We start from the raw sequence: 18,238 nt of genomic DNA, 5'->3' as shown, positions 1-18,238 counted from the left end.
ATTCCCTACTGCTGCCTCCCGTAGGAGTCTGGGCCGTGTCTCAGTCCCAGTGTGGCCGATCACCCTCTCAGGTCGGCTACGCATCGTCGCCTTGGTGAGCCGTTACCCCACCAACTAGCTAATGCGCCGCAGGCCCATCCCCAAGTGACAGATTGCTCCGTCTTTCCAGTTTCCTTCAGGCGAAGAAAACAACTATTCGGTATTAGCTACCGTTTCCGGTAGTTGTCCCAAACTTGAGGGCAGGTTGCCTACGTGTTACTCACCCGTCCGCCGCTAAGTATCAAGGAAGCAAGCTCCCTATCAACTCCGCTCGACTTGCATGTATTAGGCATGCCGCCAGCGTTCGTCCTGAGCCAGGATCAAACTCTCCAATAAAGTATTGAAAAGAGCGATAAGCTCATTTTGAATCTGACGAGATTAAAAATCTCATTTGTGCTCCAGTCGATCCAAGCCAAGGCTTGTCTCCAACTTTTGCGTTCATTCTGCAAGCAGAATGTTTACTCACTCGTTGTTCAGTTTTCAAAGATCAAACTCGTTTTTTCGTCACCATTTTCTCTCAGCGGCGACTTTTATAATATATCATACTTCGTTTGTTTTGGTCAAGTGTTTTTTTGAAATTCTTTTTCGAAGTTCGTAATGAGCTCCTTCATTTCATCTAAAGCATCTAACCAAGCAAGCAAAGCAACGAGATATAATGTACCATATAAATATCCTGCGAGTCAACTATCCGAACAAAGAAATTTTCAACCCTAATAATAGCCCCACACCTGGCAATCCCAAAACAGTTACAGTCCCTATCGTTGCAGGGTTCAGCGGGATGTAGGTTCCTGTAATCCAGCCAGAATAATTCACGATATATATCCCTACTGCAGCCAACACCAGATGAATTCCAAATGACGTGAAAAACGATAACCCTATCCGCTTTCTGAATAAAATAACGATAAGCCCCAGTAATGATATAACCAATACACTTCCCAGTATGATACTCTTCATATGTTACACCTCCATGTTTAATGTAAACGCGTCTACATACTAATCCCCCGTTGTGATGTAACATCATCATTAGCTCTGGCTCGCTTTGCTCTTCTCAAGTGGATCTGGTACTTCCGCTCAGCTGCCTCCAATACATAAATGGCATAATCAATCTCATCCTGCCCCTGTGCATCTTCAAACTGTCTCATAGCCCGTTCCCATTCCTGCTTAGCCATCTGAATATCTGCATAGATCTGATCCGCCTCAAGTTCCTTCAACATTCTGTTGTGTTTCTCTACCGAGTTCCGTGTATTTCGCCACAAAAACATAAACTCTCCCCCTCCTGATCAGCACAGCATATTCTCATACTTATCAGGGAAAGGACAAACTTAGAACTCGGACATTCATTTTCTTCATAAAAAAAAGAGAGCCCTAAGGCTCTCTTTGCACATCGAAACTTATTTAGCATCCGAAGTTACCAAGGAAGTCCGCTGCGTAAATTGAACACACTAACGCATCTCCCTGCGCCCTTCCAACGCTTTGGAAAGGGTCACTTCATCCGCATACTCAAGATCGCCACCTACAGGCAATCCATGCGCAATCCGGGTCACACTGATCTCAAACGGACGCACCAAGCGGGAGATATACATCGCTGTAGCCTCCCCCTCAATATTGGGGTTTGTCGCCAAGATGATCTCTTTTATACGTTCATCACTTAATCGAATCAGGAGTTCCTTCAAACGAATATCGTCTGGGCCAATTCCCTCCATAGGTGAAATCGCGCCCTGTAACACATGATAGTACCCATCGAATTCCTTGGTGCGCTCCATGGCCACCAGATCTTTCGAATCCTGAACTACACAGATTACAGAGACATCCCTAGACTTATCCTGACAGATGCGACATGGGTCCGTATCAGTGATATTACAACATACAGAACAGTAATGAAGATTACGCTTCACACTTACGAGCGCTTTGGCAAAATCGATAACGTCATCTTCCTTCATGTTAAGCACATGAAAAGCTAAACGCGCTGCCGTCTTGGGACCTACACCCGGCAACCGGGTGAAGGCATCAATCAGCTTGGCTATTGGTTCGGGATAATACAATCGATTGTGTCTCCTTTGACAGGATCAATTTTTAATTAAAATAATCCCGGAATATTCATGCCGCCTGTGAACTTGCCCATATCCTTGTTGGCAATCTCATCGGCTTTGGCCATTGCATCATTAACAGCTGTCATAACGAGATCCTGCAACATTTCAACATCTTCCGGATCTACCGCTTCAGGTTTAATCGTGATAGCAAGCAATTTCTTGTGTCCGTTAACTTCAGCCGTCACTACACCGCCACCAGAAGTACCTTGGACTGTTTTGTCCGCCAGTTCCTCTTGTGCTTTCAGCATTTGCTCCTGCATTTTCTTCACTTGTTTCATCATTTGGTTCATGTTGTTCATAATTGTTCATCTCCTTTGTTATGGTTATCGCGCTATGCGCATTATTCTTTGATCACTACAAGGTCCTCACCAAAGAGCTGGATAGCTTCATCAATCCAAGGCTGTTTGTTGCCTGAACCGCCGTCTTCATGCTCAGGTTCAAGCTTAAAGTCCTCCTTTGGCGCTTCAGAAGCTCCCTCCATTGCTCCGGTCCAATCTTTGAGCATCATCGTCACCAATCGTGCAGGACGCCCAAGCTGTTCGGACAACACTCGCTCAATGACTTCGCGGTTAGCCTGCTTCTCCGTTGTTTCACGGTGAATGTTGTTTTTAAAAGCAACCAACACATTGTCTTCAAGCAATGATACCGGCTCACCATCCACAAACCAGGCGTGAACGGTAACCCTCTCTTCCTTCACTCGTTGCAGGATCTGACTCCATTTTTTGCTGATCTCTGCGAACTCAGGGGCTCCCTTGCGTGCAACATACTGATCCAACTGTGCAGGAAGCTTCGCAGGCGAATTGCCTCTCGATACCGGCGCTCTTGTTGCCGGGCGAGATGGAGCACTCGATGAACCTTCTCCACCAGACAATCCACTTTTCAGTGCACGATCCAACTTCTTCTCCAACTCAGCAAGCTGCTGCTTCAAGCGGTTGATCTCTCCCCCATCAGCAGGTGCTGCATGAGCTGAAGCTCCCACCTGAACAGAAGCCTCACCTTGAGCTGGAATACTACACAGTTTAAGCAATGCAACTTCAAATAATGTCTGTGGTTGTACTGCATATTTCATTTCACTCTGGTACCTATTAAGGGTGTCAATCATGTGGAACAGTTGTTCCTTGGTGAATGACTCCGCCATATCACGGAAAGACTCCGGATTAAGTACCCGGTCCGTCAGTTTGTCTGCATCAGGTACCATCTTAATCATAAGCAAATCACGGAAATAATACAGTAAATTCTCCATGCACTTGTCTGCACTCTTTCCTTCATGCATGAAACCTTCAATCATCTGCAAAATATGACCAACATCACCTTTGAGCAGCGAAGCAGCCAGTTTGGCAAATTGCTCTGAAGCAATTCCACCCGTCATGTCCATAACCTGCTGGTACGTTACTCGTCCATCCGTAAATGAAGAGATCTGATCCAGCACACTAAGTGCATCCCTCATTCCACCGTCCGATAAACGGGCAATGTATTGGAGCGCATCCTGGTCAGCTTCCATGCCTTCCTGTTCACAGATCAGTGTAAGTCTTGCTGTCTGCTCTTCCAGGGATACCCGGCGAAAATCAAATCGCTGACAGCGCGATATAATGGTAGCCGGAAGGCGGTGCGGTTCCGTTGTTGCCAAAATAAACATCACATGTGGTGGTGGCTCTTCCAATGTTTTGAGCAAAGCATTGAATGCCTCCGTTGTCAGCATGTGCACTTCATCAATAATATAGACTTTCTGCCGGACCTCGGTTGGCGCATATTTAACCTTTTCCCGAAGATCACGGATTTCCTCAACGCCCCGATTGGATGCAGCATCAATCTCCTGCACATCCATCACAGCGCCAGTCGTAATTCTGCGGCAAGCTTCACACTCGTTACAAGGTTCAGGCGCAGGCCCACGTTCGCAGTTCACAGCTTTGGCCAAAATCTTGGCGGCACTTGTCTTTCCCGTTCCTCTGGGCCCGCTAAATAAGTAGGCATGGGAAGTCCGCTGTTCACGAATCGCGTTCTGCAAGGTCTGAATAATATGCTGTTGCCCCACCATATCTTGAAACGACTGGGGACGCCAAGCCCGGTATAACGCGATATGCTCCATGATGCGTTACCTTCCTTCCACTTCGCATTCGAGTCCTTTGTCGTTCCCCTATTATACTATATTCTAGGGTGAATCCAAACTTTATCTGACTCATTCATGCGGTTTATTAAGACATATCAAAAAGACCTCTGCATACATACTACTGCAAAGGTCTCTACATTTAAAAGGTAAGCCGTGCACCTGCTATCGATATTTGCGATCCAAGTGGCACCCCTGAACAATAGCTCGGGCTAGGCAACCCTCCGGCACAAGAGTGATCTCACTTATGGCTGCTTCCTTCCGGACCTGACCAGGTTCATGAGTACTCATTGCGGAGGACCCAACCGTCAACACCACGTTTAGGGACCAAACCTCACATCGGCAAAACCTCTAGCAGGAATTCAACCTCGCTATAGCGGATTGCGAGTTACAGGGCACCGCTACCTCCCCATCTAGCACGGTAAGAAATAGTATAACGTAAGGTTATCCAAATTGCAACCAGAGGAACTCGGAAGCAACCATGCTTACCTATAAAATATAAAAACCCCTGCCAGATTAGCAGGGGTGTGTTGGATACAATTAGCAGACAACTCCAAGAATTGTCCAATTAGATTCCGTATTTCTTCTTGAAACGATCAACACGGCCGCCAGCATCGATAAACTTCTGTTTACCTGTGAAGAACGGGTGGCACGCGGAGCAAATCTCTACACGAAGTCCGTCTTTAACCGAACCTGTCTCAAAAGTATTCCCGCAAGCGCAAGATACTTGACCAATCGTGTAATTAGGATGAATTGCTTCTTTCATTACCTTTCACCTCTTTCCGCCCTGAGCCTCAAGCGGACTCAGAGTAAATGGCACAACTCTGAGATTATAACACGGCCTTGTGCCTGTTGCAATCCATTATTGTTATGAGGTAATCAACCGTTTTGGACGTGCCATTCCAGCGGGTGGAACATGGGTATACGATCCGATCACAACATCAGGCAGCTCGTCTTCAAAAATCTCAATCATCTGCTTCATGCCCAAGATATCACCTTGAGCAGGAGGAATTAATTCCAGATAGCTCTCTGGATCAATATTGAGATTACGCATCTGAATCAAGCGTAGATCGGTTCTTCTCGCAAACTCAATCATCGCCTCAATCTCTTCTTCACGATCTGTTACGCCTGGGAAGATCAGATAGTTAATGGACGTATATACACCCTGCTGCGCTGCGTATTTCATTGATTTCTCAACATTGGCTAAGGTATAACCACGCGGTTTATAGTAGGCGTTATAGTGGTCATCCAGTGCACTAATTGTACTTACGCGCATCAGATCCAATCCAGCATCTACAATACCTCTAATGTGATCGTTCAGTCCGGCATTGGTATTAATGTTGATATACCCCATGTCCGTTACGGAACGCACTTCGCGAATCGCTTCAATAATCAGCTTGGCCTGCGTGGAAGGCTCCCCTTCACAACCTTGTCCAAAGCTAATAATGGACTCCGGCGTCTTCAGGTGTTCCAGCATAACCTCCACAATCTCATCCACACGTGGTCGGAAGTTCATACGTGTCTGCGGGGAAACAAAGCCGCTATCATCCGGTTGCTCGGAGATACACCCGAAACAGCCCGCATTGCAAGAATAGGATACCGGTACTCCACCTTCCCAACGATTCAGGAACGTGTTTGATGAAGTTAGGCATTCATATCCAAGCGCACAGTTGGATAGATGGGTATAAAGACGGTTCTCGGGATATTGCTCCGTCAACCGTTTAACTCCGGAACGAACATCGTCACGATCACAGTTCAGAGGATTCCATTGGTCAGGACTATCCGACTTCGCAGCCGTGACATAGAAACCGCCATCTTTCCAAACTACTGCGGAATAGCCGAATAACGGCAATTTATACTCTTTATCCGTCTTCACATAACCAGGGAGACACAAACGAGTGAATCCCTGTGGAAGCAAAGCACCTACAGCCTGTGTGTCCGTTGGCATTGGTAGCATCTCACCGGTATCCGGGTCCATACCAATGGGCCGGGTGCTCGGGAGTCCAACCAACGTTGCACCCTCTGGCAAAGGGATGAGTTCGTCTTCCATAATCTCAACGATCATATCTCCACTGCGGGCAAGCCCGTACAGGGAAGGATGATCAAATACATTACCTTTTTCATCTGCGTATACTAAATACATGATGTTCTCCTCACATCTAATGGGTTAAACCTAACGACGAGTGTATTGTAACATTCACAGCAATGCTGCAAAAAGAAAGTGATTAGTCAAACGGCAATTACGTCGATGTACCTGACGTAGCTGTCTGTCTAGGTGAACGACGGGTTGTTGTTGTCCCGGAATTGCTTGTTGGACTATTACCAGCTGAATCAAATGCCGCCAAAAACTCTGCATTTGTCTTGCTGTTACGAAGTTTTTTCAGGAATCCTTCAACAAAGTCATGGGAATCATTCATGTTTTTACGAATCGCCCAGATTGTATCCAACTCTTCCTTGCTAAGCAACACTTCTTCACGACGTGTACCCGAACGACGAATGTCGATTGCCGGGAATATGCGGCGCTCTGCTAGACGACGGTCTAGATGAAGCTCCATATTACCTGTACCCTTAAACTCTTCATAAATGACATCATCCATACGTGATCCAGTATCAATTAATGCCGTTGCCAAGATGGTCAAGCTTCCGCCTTCTTCCACATTCCGGGCAGAACCGAAGAAACGTTTCGGACGATGGAATGCAGCTGGGTCAATACCACCACTAAGCGTACGACCGGATGGTGGAATAACCAGGTTATATGCACGGGCAAGACGTGTAATGCTATCCAGCAGGATAACGACATCCTTTTTGGCCTCAACCAAACGAAGCGCACGTTCAAGCACCAATTCCGCCACCTTAATATGATTCTCAGGCAGTTCATCAAATGTTGAAGCCACAACTTCCCCTTTTACCGAACGCGACATATCCGTTACTTCCTCTGGACGTTCGTCAATCAACAGGACAAACAGTTCAATTTCAGGATTGTTAGTTGAGATGCTGTTGGCAATTTCTTTGAGGAGAAGCGTTTTACCCGCTTTGGGAGGTGCTACGATCAATCCGCGCTGTCCCAATCCTACCGGGGCGAGCACATCCATAATGCGTGTGGACAAATGGTTGGGGGATGTTTCGAGAACCAGTTTTTTCTGCGGATACAGTGGGGTTAGTGCCGGGAAGTGAAGTCGCTCTGCAGCCGCCGATGGATTCTCACCATTTACAGCGTTGACTTGCAACAAACCGAAGTATCTCTCATTTTCCTTAGGCGTTCTACACTTACCTGATACGAGGTCACCTGTTCTGAGGTCAAACTTGCGAATCTGAGAAGCTGAGATGTAGATGTCTTCCGTACTTGGCAAGTAGTTGATAGGTCTTAAGAATCCGTAACCTTCAGGTAAAATCTCGAGTACGCCCTGCATGAACATCAGGCCACTCTGTTCAGCTTGTGCACGTAGTATAGCAAAGATTAATTCTTTCTTTTTTAACGTACCATAGTAAGGTATCTGATATTTTTTGGCCAGTTTGTAGAGGTCCGTTAGTTTCATTTCTTCCAAATCGGAAATTTGTAGATCCATATAATAACCACCTATTCAATTAATAAGTCCGTGTGAAATGGATAGTTTCGCTAGATGTTCCGGCTATAGAGCGCAGCGTCTGCCACAATCTCTTCTGTCCATTGTACGGAATGTAACCGTTATAATGCAAATACTTGTCTTTGAGTGTAAGTTTCCGGGTGGGCTGGCCAACATTCGGCAAGATCCGCTATTGAGTGAACGATGCATTGAGGCGATCAATCCGGATAGACCGGCTGTGGAGCGCAGTTCAAACAAAACCGGGGGTTGGGGATGAGAAATGATGTTCTTACAGCCATATGAAGTTTAATTCAAAAAAAGACCCTCCGGTAAAGGAAACAGAAACATTTCGTCTTATGCCGGAGAGACTGAGAACTCTATTAAAACAGGTTTACCCAATCAACAAAAAGATATGCAGTTCAGTTAAAAAAAACATGTGTAGGACCGAACTATGCATAACGCTTCCTATTAATCAGTTTCCCGCCATACATCTGCACCGAGCAGGCGCAGATTAGTCACCAGATGATCATAACCGCGGTCGATATATTCGACCCCCGTTACTTCAGTCACACCTTCACTGACAGTGAGACCTGCAATTACCAGCGCTGCCCCAGCGCGAAGATCGGATGCTTTTACTTTGGCTGCGTTTAATGCACTGCCTTCAATAATCGCTGACCGTCCTTCTACTCGAATCTTTGCACCCATCCGCACTAACTCAGGCACATGCTTGAACCGATTACTGTATACAAAGTCGCTCAGGACGCTCACACCGGTTGCCTGTGTCAAAACACTGGTCATGGGTGACTGTAGATCCGTTGGAAAACCAGGATATACAAGTGCCTTCACGTCAACGTGGTTATAGCTTGGTTTACCAATGACACGTATACTTTCATCCAATTCCTCAATACCAACACCCATTTCCAGCAGCTTTGCCGTTAAAGCTTCCAGATGTTTGGGAATCACATTGTCAATCAGAACATCTCCGCGCGTCGCCGCTGCAGCGATCATATACGTACCTGCTTGGATACGGTCCGGAATGATGGAATGACGGCAGCCTTTAAGCTCCGAGACCCCTTCAATACGGATCGTTTCGGTACCTGCACCCTTGATGCTGGCACCCATGGAATTCAGAAGTGTTGCTACATCTATAATCTCAGGCTCTTTAGCCGCGTTTTCGATAATTGTAGAGCCTTTGGCACGAGTAGCCGCCAGCATGATATTAATGGTTGCGCCGACACTGCTTACATCAAGATAGATTTTTGCTCCGCGCAGCTCTTTGGCATGCAAATGAATGGAGCCATGTTCGTTTGTTACTGTTGCGCCAAGCGCTTCAAAACCTTTGATATGTTGATCAATTGGCCGAGGCTCAAAATTACAGCCCCCTGGTAAACCTATGGTCGCTTCTTTGAAACGCCCTAGCAATGCACCCATCATATAATACGAAGCGCGAAGCTTCTTCACGGGACCATTCGGCATAGGAATGGATTTGATGTCAGAAGGGTCAATCTTCATCTGACTGCCTTCCCAAGTCACACGTGCTCCGAGTTCCTCCAAAATTTCTGCATAAACCGCCACGTCACTCAAAAGCGGCAGGTTGTCCAACACGACTTCTGACTCGGCAAGCAATGCTGCAGGAATAAGCGCAATGGCGCTGTTCTTGGCGCCGCTTATAGTTACAGTTCCCTGTAACGGACGTCCGCCACTAATCATCAATTTTTCCATAAAGCTTAATGTCCCCCTACGTGTTTTGCAGCCGATGAACGGCAATACGTGCTGTTGGCTTCCGATGTAGAAATAAGGTGTGAAAATGGAAAGACACCGGCTAGGCGGTGTTTTTCCATTTCACAGTATGGAACTGGTAAAGATAAATTACGCTTTGTTGTTAGAACCAAACTCGCGGATTTTACCTTTAACGGTTTCTTTGATTGCTTCACGGCCTGGTACGATGAATGTACGTGGATCGTAAGCATCTGGTTTAGCAGCAAGCACTTCACGAACCACTCTTGCAAAAGCAATTTGGTTCTCTGTGTTTACGTTGATTTTGGATGTACCCAGGGAAATGGCTTTGTCGATGTCGTGTTTAGGAATACCTGTACCACCGTGCAATACGAGTGGAACTTGTACCGCATCACGAACTTCTTCCATTTCTTTGAAGCCCAGGTTAGGCTCGCCATGGTAAGGACCGTGTACGGAACCAAGAGCTGGTGCCAATGTATCAATACCTGTTTCTTTAACGATACGGATACACTCGTTCAGGTCAGCATACATAATGCCGCCGATAACGTCGTCTTCTTGTCCGCCTACAGTACCTACTTCAGCTTCTACAGAAACGCCTTTAGCGTGTGCATATTCAACAACTTTTTTAGTCATTTCGATGTTCTCATCGATAGAGTGGTGGGAACCGTCGATCATAACGGATGTGAATCCAGCATCGATCGCTTCTTTACACTTGTCGAAGCTTGAACCGTGGTCCAGGTGAATTGCAACTGGAACGGTGATTTTCATGTCGTGAATGAGTCCTTCTACCATTTTAACTACAGTGTAGAAGCCACCAATGTGACGTGCTGCGCCTTCGGATACACCCAAGATTACTGGGGATTTCTCTTCTTCAGCAGCACCAAGAATCGCTTGAGTCCACTCAAGGTTATTGATGTTGTATTGACCAACTGCATATTTTCCTTCAAGTGCTTTGTTCAACATGTCTGTCATAGATACTAATGGCATGGTTTCAATCCTCCTAGGGGTTTGGGTTGTGTCTATGGTTTTTAGCCGAAATCACATACGGGCTTATTATACCACATCCCATGTCAAATACTAAACAAGCATTTGCAAAAATGCTGTGCTTTGCAGCACAGTTTTCATAGACACCGCTTTATAACTTCCACATTTCCAATATTCCCCGGATGTAGGAGTGAAATACCCAATTCTCCCACCAAGCACCTTCTATGTTCTCCACACGCAAAAAAATCCTGTATCAACAGGATTCAGCTGCATTTATTGGCAGTACCATTGCGAAGTTGCATATTCACAGCCACTCGCATCTCATCGATATCAAACGGTTTCGTAAAGTGCATGAGCGCTCCGAGATCTGTTGCTTCCTTAATCATGTCCAGTTCACCATAAGCGGTCATCATGATCACCTTGATACCCGGATCAATCTCTTTAATATGCTTCAGGATTTCAAGACCGTCCATCCCAGGAATCTTCATATCGAGCAATACCAAGTCAGGCTTGTCATTATTCACAATCTCCAGAGCAACCTTGCCGTTGGGTGCTTGAAACGTGTTATACCCCTCACTGCTGAACACTTCCATTAACAGGATTCGAATACCATTCTGGTCATCAACAATCAAAACTTTTTTATCTTCCACTCTGTAACCTCCTAGAATTAGGAAAGCATGCACATCATCGAATCTGGATAACTATCCCATAGTCGTCATGATAAGTATTCTACCTCTTCCATTAAAATCCTGCTACCTTCACAAAATGACAAAAAGCATTTCCACCTGCTCTTTATACAAAAAAAAGGGATGTTCCGGCAGCCGCTATGGTTGCCAGGAACATCCCCAATAATCTATTACATTAACACTAAAAACATGTATTACTTCTGCGCATTCTCCAGAGAAGCTTTTACAAACTCACGGAACAATGGTTGCGGACGGTTTGGACGGGAAGTGAATTCCGGATGGAATTGTACCGCCAGGAACCATGGGTGTCCTGGAAGTTCAACGATCTCAACCAGACGTCCATCCGGAGATGTACCCGAGATAACCAGTCCTGCTTTTTCGATCGTTTCACGGTATTCATTGTTGAACTCATACCGGTGACGGTGTCTCTCATATACCAGTTCGTCATCATAACAAGCCATCGCCAAAGAACCTTCTTGAAGCTTACAAGGATACAGACCCAGACGCATCGTTCCACCCAGATTCTCGATATCTTTTTGCTCAGGCAACAGATCGATCACCGGGAATTCCGTGGCCGGATTAATCTCGGAACTGTTCGCGCCATTCAAACCAACGATGGAACGTGCATATTCAATAACGGAAACCTGCATACCCAGGCAAATACCGAAGAACGGGATTTGTTTCTCACGAGCATAACGGATTGCCGATACTTTACCTTCAATACCACGATCTCCGAATCCGCCAGGAACAAGGATACCGCCAATACCATGCAACAGGTCGCCTACATTCTCATCCGTAATATCTTCAGAAGGAACCCAGCGGATTTTCACATCGGCATTGGATGCAAATCCTGCATGAGACAACGACTCAACAACACTCAGGTATGCATCATGAAGCGCTACATATTTACCAACAATAGCGATCTCAACTGTATGCTCCAACTTGTTGATCCGGTCAACCAGTCCTTCCCACTCGCTCATATCCGGTGCAGGAGTAGTCAGTTTCAGGTGATTTACCACGATCTCATCCAAACCTTCTTCACGCAGGTTCAGAGGTACTTGATACAACGTGTCTGCATCACGACATTCAACCACGGCATTCTCATCAATGTCGCAGAAGAGAGCGATCTTGGCTTTCATGTCTTTAGACAATTCATACTCTGTACGGCATACAATCACATTTGGTTGAATACCGATGCTTCGTAATTCCTTAACACTATGTTGCGTTGGTTTTGTTTTCACTTCACCAGCTGCTTTGATATAAGGAATAAGTGTTACGTGGATATACATCACATTGTCGCGACCTACATCACTTTTGATCTGACGGATAGCTTCCAGGAAAGGCAAACTCTCAATGTCGCCCACTGTTCCGCCAATTTCCGTAATAACCACATCCGAACCCGCTTCACGCCCAGCGCGGAATACCCGCTCTTTGATCTCGTTCGTAATGTGTGGGATAACTTGTACCGTTCCGCCCAGATATTCCCCGCGCCGCTCTTTGCTGATGACGGAAGAGTATACTTTACCAGTCGTGACGTTGCTGTTTTTGGAGAGATTGATATCAATAAAACGTTCATAGTGGCCAAGGTCCAGATCCGTTTCCGCGCCATCATCCGTTACAAAAACCTCGCCATGCTGATAAGGACTCATTGTCCCTGGGTCGATGTTAATATATGGATCAAATTTCTGGATCGTTACCTTAAGCCCTCTGTTTTTCAGCAATCTGCCCAGAGAAGCAGCCGTAATCCCTTTGCCCAGGGAGGACACAACTCCGCCCGTCACGAAAATATACTTTGTCACTGTTATTACCCTCCTAATATAAGTACAGAAATTCAGGCGATATATGGTGTTATCGTAACCTGTTTCCCAGGTAATCATCGTTAAAAAGAGCAATGGCAGAAATTCCCTGCATCTGCGAACTGCTCTTTCTGCGAAGACGGTTTAAATAAACATTGTTTTACAGCAAAAAATGGTGCAAACATTCCGGTAGCCTTCATTCCATTTCGTGTTTTTGATATACAAAAACGGGCCACGAAATGTTGGCCGGGAGCATGTGGAATTGAAAACATTTTGCAAAATTATGCCTCTAAAAATACAAAAAAAAGTACTCCCGCAGGACGGGGCACCTTCTATAAAAAACATAAATATATTGTCGCTCATTCATAAGCCCATGCAATAGTTTACCCGTTACCCCGTCTGCTGTCAAGGCTGACTATTCCGGGGAAACGGGTAAATTATAGACGTCAAAAATGACTACCGATTATCAGAATCGTCGTCAAATTCATCCTCGTTTTCGGACTCTTCTTCGTCTTCTTCGAGGTCTTCATCTTCCAGATCATCATCTTCAACCAGCACTTCTTCTTCGCTGTCTTCTTCGTCAAAGATGTCATCTTCGTCTTCATCTTCTTCGTCTTCTTCTTCTTCTTCTTTATCCGTGCTGTCGAAGTCTTCATCACTGTTATAGCTGTCTTCTTCACCGAAGTCTTCATCTTCCAGATCATCGTCTTCATCGTTGATGATACGCGGACGCTTCGCACCCGTCATGGAATCTTCTGTTCCAGCTACCGGATACCAGCGCTTCAAGCCCCACAGACTTGTACCGACGCAAGCAAAACGGCCATCGATATTAATCTCGGTATATAGCTGGGCGATAAACTCGTTGATTTCTTCATCAGTCATTCCGCGCTGCTTCGCTACCTCATTCATCAAGTCACGATAGTAATACGGCGTATTAGCCGCTTTCAGCACCATAAAGGCAAGGTCCACCAAAGGGATCTCTTTTACCTTTTCTTTATCAATTTTCAAATTGAGCGAGGTACTCACTGCAGACACTTCCTCTCACACAAAATTCACTTTTTAACCCCTACGAACTGGACTGTTACGTATAACATATCCATTAACAAACCTAAGTAAAACCTATTTAGCGTTAAAAAGCAAGTTTTTATGTACGGATGCGACGCAAATGCGGAGAGCAGCAACAATATGTCCATATATTAAACGTGAAGTGGCATCGATCCCACAGAAATATCCTCTATTGCCAAAGAGACAACTCCATCATAAAAAAGACGGAGTCCCCTCCGCCTTCTGACTGTATACCCTTGGAGGATTACTCCTCACCAGGTTCCCCGCAAGAGCCCTCTAGCTCTCCATCCATCATATGTCTCTGCGCCCGTTTTGACACGAAGAGAATGTGTTTTTGTAAAAAAAGGGCAAGTTCCCCATGCGGCGGGATGAGCGCATTCATAGAATACCTCAGCATGTTCATCCCGAAGGGGGCTGCCCATTATGGACTATACTGGTTTATTGCATCAATTGATTGACGGAATGCGACGCCCTGAACCAGAACAAGGAGGGCGATATTTGATCCGATTTGCCAAACCGCAGCAGTACGAGGCCTGTCTCGTAGAATTGTCCCGAATGCGGAATGAATTCACCGATCTTGGGGTTGTCCGTTCCTCGCGACTGGCTCGTTCCATTATCGCTCCAGTCCAACGCCCGGAGGACCTATACCGCTATGGGGATGAGATTACAATTGAAGCAGACGTACCCATCTCCCTCCATGCCACCGCACTCCACAGCAAACCAAGCAATGCCCAGGGCATACCCTGGGGAGTGAAGCAGATTCGGGCGCCCAAAGTATGGTCTGTTTCTACCGGACACCGGATTAAAATCGGTGTGATTGATACAGGTGCTGATTATCACCATCCTGATCTTCGTTATTCCCTGGCACGCGGAATCAATCTGTTAAACCGCAGCCTGCTTCCTCATGATGATAACGGACACGGTACCCACATTGCAGGGACTATCGCTGCTGCCAACAGTACCGCAGGCATGATTGGTGTAGCGCCACGCTCCCTGATCTATCCAGTAAAAGCATTTGACCACAACGGATCGGCTTATGTATCCGATATTGTACTTGGCATCGACTGGTGTGTGCGCAACAAGGTCGATATCATCAATATGAGCTTTGGCATGAAAACACGCAGCAAGGCGCTTCTTGACGTTGTCAATCGTGCGTACCATGCTGGAATCGTTATTGTTGCTTCGTCAGGAAATGACGGCAAACGCCGCAGTATTGATTACCCTGCACGGTATCCCCAGACCATATCTGTTGGGGCAACTGACAAAAACAGACGTATTGCATCCTTCAGCAATCGTGGCGCATATGTGGATGTCTATGCACCCGGTGATAAAATTGTCTCCTCCTGGGTACAAGGCAAACATCACGAGATGAGCGGCACATCCATGGCGACGTCCCATGTGAGTGGCGCTATCGCCTTGCTGCTCTCCAAACATCCGGGGTTATCCCCTAGTGAAATCAAGACACTCGTCAAACGTGCTACGATCCCGCTGCGCGCCCGCAAGACCACCACCGCAAAAAGCAAGGTGCGCGGTGGTGAGATTGATGCCCTGAAGCTAATGCAAGAGGGCGGTGAGTGAGCCAGCTCTGTCAGCCGTCAGCAGAACTTGATTGAGGCTCGTGGCGAAACGCAGTAGCCCGGCCCAGGCAGTACGCACGAGGGAGTATTACGTAGCGGCTGAGACCCTAGATTACGCCTGCTATGATGTCAGGGCAGGCTAGTGTGCCTTGGATGGGTCAGGCATTCCGTTTTCTTCAACTCAGGGTACACAACAAAAAAAGTCTCCATGTACCACGTTGAAGGCACTCAACGTGGACATGGAGACTTTTTGCCTTAGGCAGAGCGGGATAGGCCGCGAGCCTGGAATTTACATTTTGTCAGGAGCGGTCACGCCTACCAGACGAAGCGCTGTTGCGATAACGGTACGTACAGCACCGATCAGTGCCAGACGTGCTTGAGTTTGCTGCGCATCTTCCGTAATGACACGTTCTGCACGGTAGTAGCTGTGGAACAGGGATGCCAGCTCGTATACATAACGGATGATACGATGAGGCGCATATCCTGTTGCTGCTGCCGAGATTTCCTCAGGCAGCTCTCCCATTTTGCGGAGAAGGTCATACTCGTGCTCTGTTGTCAGCTTGGACAGGTCAATCTGTGCCAGTGGCAACAGCTCAATACCCTGTTCTTCAGCCTGACGATATACGCTGCATACACGGGCATGCGCATATTGTACGTAGAATACCGGATTCTCATTGGATGTCGAAATCGCAAGGTCCATGTCAAAGTCCAGATGGGAGTCCATACTGCGCATTGTGAAGAAGTAACGGATGGCATCAATGCCGACTTCATCCATCAGATCTTCCATCGTTACAGCTTTACCTGTCCGTTTGGACATCTTCACTTTTTCACCGTTCTGGAACAAGCTCACCATCTGTGCAATCAAGACCACCAGTTTCTCAGGGTCATTGCCCAGTGCTTGCATCGCGGCTTTCATCCGTGGAATATATCCATGGTGATCGGCACCCCAGATGTTAATCATCGTGTCGTATCCACGAGCATATTTGTCGCGGTGATAAGCAATATCTGGTGTCAGATAAGTATACGTGCCATCGTTCTTGATCAATACACGTTCTTTGTCGTCACCGTACTGCATCGTTTTCAGCCAAGTTGCCCCGTCTTGCTCATAGATCTCATTGCGATCACGCAATTCATCCAGTACGCGCAGCACTTCTCCGTTGTCATAGAGAGAAGTTTCGCTAAACCAAATGTCAAAGTTAACACGGAAGCGATTCAAGTCACGTTTGATCTTGTCCAGTTCCTTCTCCAGACCAAAGTCACGGAAATAAGCCGCACGGTCACCGGGGTGCATGGACAGCAATTCTTCACCCTTTTCAGCAACAAGCTGCTTGGCGAATCCTTTAATATCCTCGCCGTGATAACCGTCTTCAGGCATCTCAGCATCCTGACCCAGCTCTTGCAGATAACGAGCTTCAATAGAACGAGCCAGATTAAACACCTGATTACCTGCATCATTAATGTAGTATTCACGGGTTACATCATATCCTGCGTAGTCAAGGATGTTACATAGAGCATCACCTACGGCTGCTCCACGGGCATGCCCCAGATGCAGACTGCCTGTCGGGTTGGCACTGACAAACTCCATCTCGACTTTGCGTCCTTCTCCGATGCTAATTCTTCCGTAATCTTTACCTTGCTCCTGCACAAGCGCAAGTACTGGGTAAAGGTAACTCTTGTCCAATTTGAAGTTAATGAATCCTGGACCAGCGATCTCAGCCTTCTCGATTCCTGCTTCAGCCAGATTCAGATTGGCAATGATCTCTTCAGCAATCTGACGCGGATTGCGCTTGGCAATCTTGGTCAGCTGCATGGCAGCATTGGTCGCCAAGTCCCCGTGAGTCTTCTCACGTGGCACTTCCAGTGTGATCGCAGGCAATTCGTCCTGCGTGACAATTCCGGCCGCCACAATGGCGTTACCGATGGCCGTGCTTACCCGTTCGTTAATCGTATCTAGTGGATTACGTGTCATGAAATTGGTTCCTCCTGTATATGCAAACTAATCGCGAAATGTCCGGATTCTTCATCAAAGCGGTAAAAGTCGTAGCTCCACGCTGCGCGTGCGCTCAATCCCTGAATGGAAAGTTCCAGCTTCTGTGTATGCGTGGACAGGGCAAACGACATGTATGGTGATCGGTAGAAACCAGGAAGCTTCCGATTCAACTCAAAAGTCTGCTCCGATTCCACCTCACCATGACGTATAATCTTGATGGATTGTCCGCCCAGCTTCAATGTTGTACGGGTTGTACCTCCCTCAGGTCCAACCTGCGGTTCTTCATAACGAACATAAAGAACAGACCCTTTTAACACGGCTTCACCCTGCATTTCCTGCAGCACATCTTCACCTTCATAACGGCTGTGCAGCCGGATGTGTACCGGTCGCATGTTCGACATGAATGTTAAACCTCCATTATATTCGAGGCGACGCAAAATCAGGCACGGCTGGTGAGAACAGCCCTTCCCGTATTGTTGTGTCGCTATACGCGCTCATATTCCCGGATAGCTCGCTATCCTACACTCTACTGTATAACTATATCCAGTTCCCTCGCTCAATTCAAATCCAAATTCAGAGTTTTTTCCTCATCAAGCCAAAAAAGAAG

16 protein-coding genes, 1 rRNA gene and 1 other RNA gene are annotated in these 18,238 nt (G+C 46.8%); 1 reads left to right on the top strand and 17 read right to left on the bottom strand.

The window, feature by feature from the left end:
• The 15 genes from ACE04G_RS05600 to rpoE form a co-directional block, all read right to left on the bottom strand.
• Nucleotides 1–375: ribosomal RNA gene (locus ACE04G_RS05600) — 16S ribosomal RNA — on the bottom strand; the annotation flags it as partial.
• A gap of 348 nt (nucleotides 376–723) precedes the next feature.
• Nucleotides 724–993, bottom strand: a complete 270-nt coding sequence (locus tag ACE04G_RS05595) for a pro-sigmaK processing inhibitor BofA family protein (RefSeq protein WP_036607241.1) — start codon at nucleotides 991–993, stop codon at nucleotides 724–726.
• Between the two features lie 32 nt (nucleotides 994–1,025).
• Nucleotides 1,026–1,253 (bottom strand): DUF2508 family protein, encoded by a 228-nt coding sequence (locus ACE04G_RS05590; protein WP_083657421.1) that lies wholly within the window; start codon nucleotides 1,251–1,253, stop codon nucleotides 1,026–1,028.
• Between the two features lie 228 nt (nucleotides 1,254–1,481).
• Nucleotides 1,482–2,081 carry a recombination mediator RecR gene (gene recR / locus ACE04G_RS05585; RefSeq protein WP_062838113.1) on the bottom strand — a complete coding sequence of 200 codons (600 nt, stop codon included), beginning with the start codon at nucleotides 2,079–2,081 and terminating at the stop codon, nucleotides 1,482–1,484.
• A 35-nt stretch (nucleotides 2,082–2,116) separates the two neighbouring features.
• The gene (locus ACE04G_RS05580) at nucleotides 2,117–2,428 is read right to left on the bottom strand and encodes a YbaB/EbfC family nucleoid-associated protein (protein ID WP_036607248.1); all 312 of its coding nucleotides are present in this window, start codon (nucleotides 2,426–2,428) and stop codon (nucleotides 2,117–2,119) included.
• Nucleotides 2,429–2,469: 41 nt separating this feature from the next.
• The gene (dnaX, locus tag ACE04G_RS05575; protein ID WP_221824830.1) at nucleotides 2,470–4,215 is read right to left on the bottom strand and encodes a DNA polymerase III subunit gamma/tau; all 1,746 of its coding nucleotides are present in this window, start codon (nucleotides 4,213–4,215) and stop codon (nucleotides 2,470–2,472) included.
• A gap of 172 nt (nucleotides 4,216–4,387) precedes the next feature.
• An RNA gene (gene ffs, locus ACE04G_RS05570) (signal recognition particle sRNA large type) lies at nucleotides 4,388–4,655 on the bottom strand.
• Between the two features lie 146 nt (nucleotides 4,656–4,801).
• Entirely contained in the window at nucleotides 4,802–4,999 is a 198-nt protein-coding gene (gene rpmE, locus ACE04G_RS05565) for a 50S ribosomal protein L31 (protein WP_036607255.1), read from the bottom strand.
• A gap of 102 nt (nucleotides 5,000–5,101) precedes the next feature.
• Complete coding sequence (locus ACE04G_RS05560) at nucleotides 5,102–6,376, bottom strand: radical SAM family protein (RefSeq protein ID WP_091039190.1); 1,275 nt, start codon at nucleotides 6,374–6,376, stop codon at nucleotides 5,102–5,104.
• Between the two features lie 97 nt (nucleotides 6,377–6,473).
• Nucleotides 6,474–7,799: a transcription termination factor Rho gene (gene rho, locus ACE04G_RS05555; RefSeq protein WP_036607258.1), complete on the bottom strand. Its 1,326-nt coding sequence runs from the start codon at nucleotides 7,797–7,799 to the stop codon at nucleotides 6,474–6,476.
• Between the two features lie 465 nt (nucleotides 7,800–8,264).
• A complete protein-coding gene (locus ACE04G_RS05550; RefSeq protein ID WP_017691290.1) occupies nucleotides 8,265–9,518 on the bottom strand; it encodes a UDP-N-acetylglucosamine 1-carboxyvinyltransferase in 1,254 nt (417 codons plus the stop codon).
• Between the two features lie 147 nt (nucleotides 9,519–9,665).
• Nucleotides 9,666–10,520 carry a class II fructose-1,6-bisphosphate aldolase gene (gene fba / locus ACE04G_RS05545; RefSeq protein ID WP_036607263.1) on the bottom strand — a complete coding sequence of 285 codons (855 nt, stop codon included), beginning with the start codon at nucleotides 10,518–10,520 and terminating at the stop codon, nucleotides 9,666–9,668.
• A 260-nt stretch (nucleotides 10,521–10,780) separates the two neighbouring features.
• The gene (locus tag ACE04G_RS05540; RefSeq protein ID WP_017691292.1) at nucleotides 10,781–11,167 is read right to left on the bottom strand and encodes a response regulator; all 387 of its coding nucleotides are present in this window, start codon (nucleotides 11,165–11,167) and stop codon (nucleotides 10,781–10,783) included.
• 230 nt (nucleotides 11,168–11,397) lie between these two features.
• Nucleotides 11,398–13,002: a CTP synthase gene (gene pyrG, locus ACE04G_RS05535; RefSeq protein ID WP_076217010.1), complete on the bottom strand. Its 1,605-nt coding sequence runs from the start codon at nucleotides 13,000–13,002 to the stop codon at nucleotides 11,398–11,400.
• A gap of 453 nt (nucleotides 13,003–13,455) precedes the next feature.
• Complete coding sequence (gene rpoE / locus ACE04G_RS05530; RefSeq protein WP_221824826.1) at nucleotides 13,456–14,025, bottom strand: DNA-directed RNA polymerase subunit delta; 570 nt, start codon at nucleotides 14,023–14,025, stop codon at nucleotides 13,456–13,458.
• Between the two features lie 462 nt (nucleotides 14,026–14,487).
• On the opposite strand from rpoE, the gene ACE04G_RS05525 reads away from it, so the two are divergent.
• Nucleotides 14,488–15,642, top strand: coding sequence for a S8 family peptidase (locus ACE04G_RS05525; protein WP_221824824.1), 1,155 nt, complete (start codon nucleotides 14,488–14,490; stop codon nucleotides 15,640–15,642).
• A 288-nt stretch (nucleotides 15,643–15,930) separates the two neighbouring features.
• Here the strand turns inward: ACE04G_RS05525 and argS are convergent, their stop codons facing one another.
• Together argS and ACE04G_RS05515 are read right to left on the bottom strand one after the other, a co-directional pair.
• Nucleotides 15,931–17,610, bottom strand: coding sequence for an arginine--tRNA ligase (argS, locus tag ACE04G_RS05520; protein ID WP_062838124.1), 1,680 nt, complete (start codon nucleotides 17,608–17,610; stop codon nucleotides 15,931–15,933).
• Nucleotides 17,607–18,032, bottom strand: a complete 426-nt coding sequence (locus tag ACE04G_RS05515; protein WP_017691299.1) for a YwiB family protein — start codon at nucleotides 18,030–18,032, stop codon at nucleotides 17,607–17,609. The genes argS and ACE04G_RS05515 overlap by 4 nt, the downstream gene beginning before the upstream one ends.
• Nucleotides 18,033–18,238 lie beyond the last annotated feature (206 nt).

The sequence above is a fragment of the Paenibacillus sp. AGC31 genome, assembly GCF_057334655.1.
The sequence above is the reverse complement of the archived record's forward strand: the minus strand, read 5'-3'. Positions and strand labels throughout refer to the sequence as shown.

Bases quoted from the DNA above. Each gene is read 5' to 3' on its own strand.
- ACE04G_RS05595 (WP_036607241.1), bottom strand. From the start codon at position 993: ATGAAGAGTATCATACTGGGAAGTGTATTGGTTATATCATTACTGGGG.
- ACE04G_RS05590 (WP_083657421.1), bottom strand. From the start codon at position 1,253: ATGTTGAAGGAACTTGAGGCGGATCAGATCTATGCAGATATTCAGATG.
- ACE04G_RS05580 (WP_036607248.1), bottom strand. From the start codon at position 2,428: ATGAACAACATGAACCAAATGATGAAACAAGTGAAGAAAATGCAGGAG.
- dnaX (WP_221824830.1), bottom strand. From the start codon at position 4,215: ATGGAGCATATCGCGTTATACCGGGCTTGGCGTCCCCAGTCGTTTCAA.
- rpmE (WP_036607255.1), bottom strand. From the start codon at position 4,999: ATGAAAGAAGCAATTCATCCTAATTACACGATTGGTCAAGTATCTTGC.
- ACE04G_RS05560 (WP_091039190.1), bottom strand. From the start codon at position 6,376: ATGTATTTAGTATACGCAGATGAAAAAGGTAATGTATTTGATCATCCT.
- rho (WP_036607258.1), bottom strand. From the start codon at position 7,799: ATGGATCTACAAATTTCCGATTTGGAAGAAATGAAACTAACGGACCTC.
- ACE04G_RS05550 (WP_017691290.1), bottom strand. From the start codon at position 9,518: ATGGAAAAATTGATGATTAGTGGCGGACGTCCGTTACAGGGAACTGTA.
- fba (WP_036607263.1), bottom strand. From the start codon at position 10,520: ATGCCATTAGTATCTATGACAGACATGTTGAACAAAGCACTTGAAGGA.
- ACE04G_RS05525 (WP_221824824.1), top strand. From the start codon at position 14,488: ATGGACTATACTGGTTTATTGCATCAATTGATTGACGGAATGCGACGC.
- argS (WP_062838124.1), bottom strand. From the start codon at position 17,610: ATGACACGTAATCCACTAGATACGATTAACGAACGGGTAAGCACGGCC.
- ACE04G_RS05515 (WP_017691299.1), bottom strand. From the start codon at position 18,032: ATGTCGAACATGCGACCGGTACACATCCGGCTGCACAGCCGTTATGAA.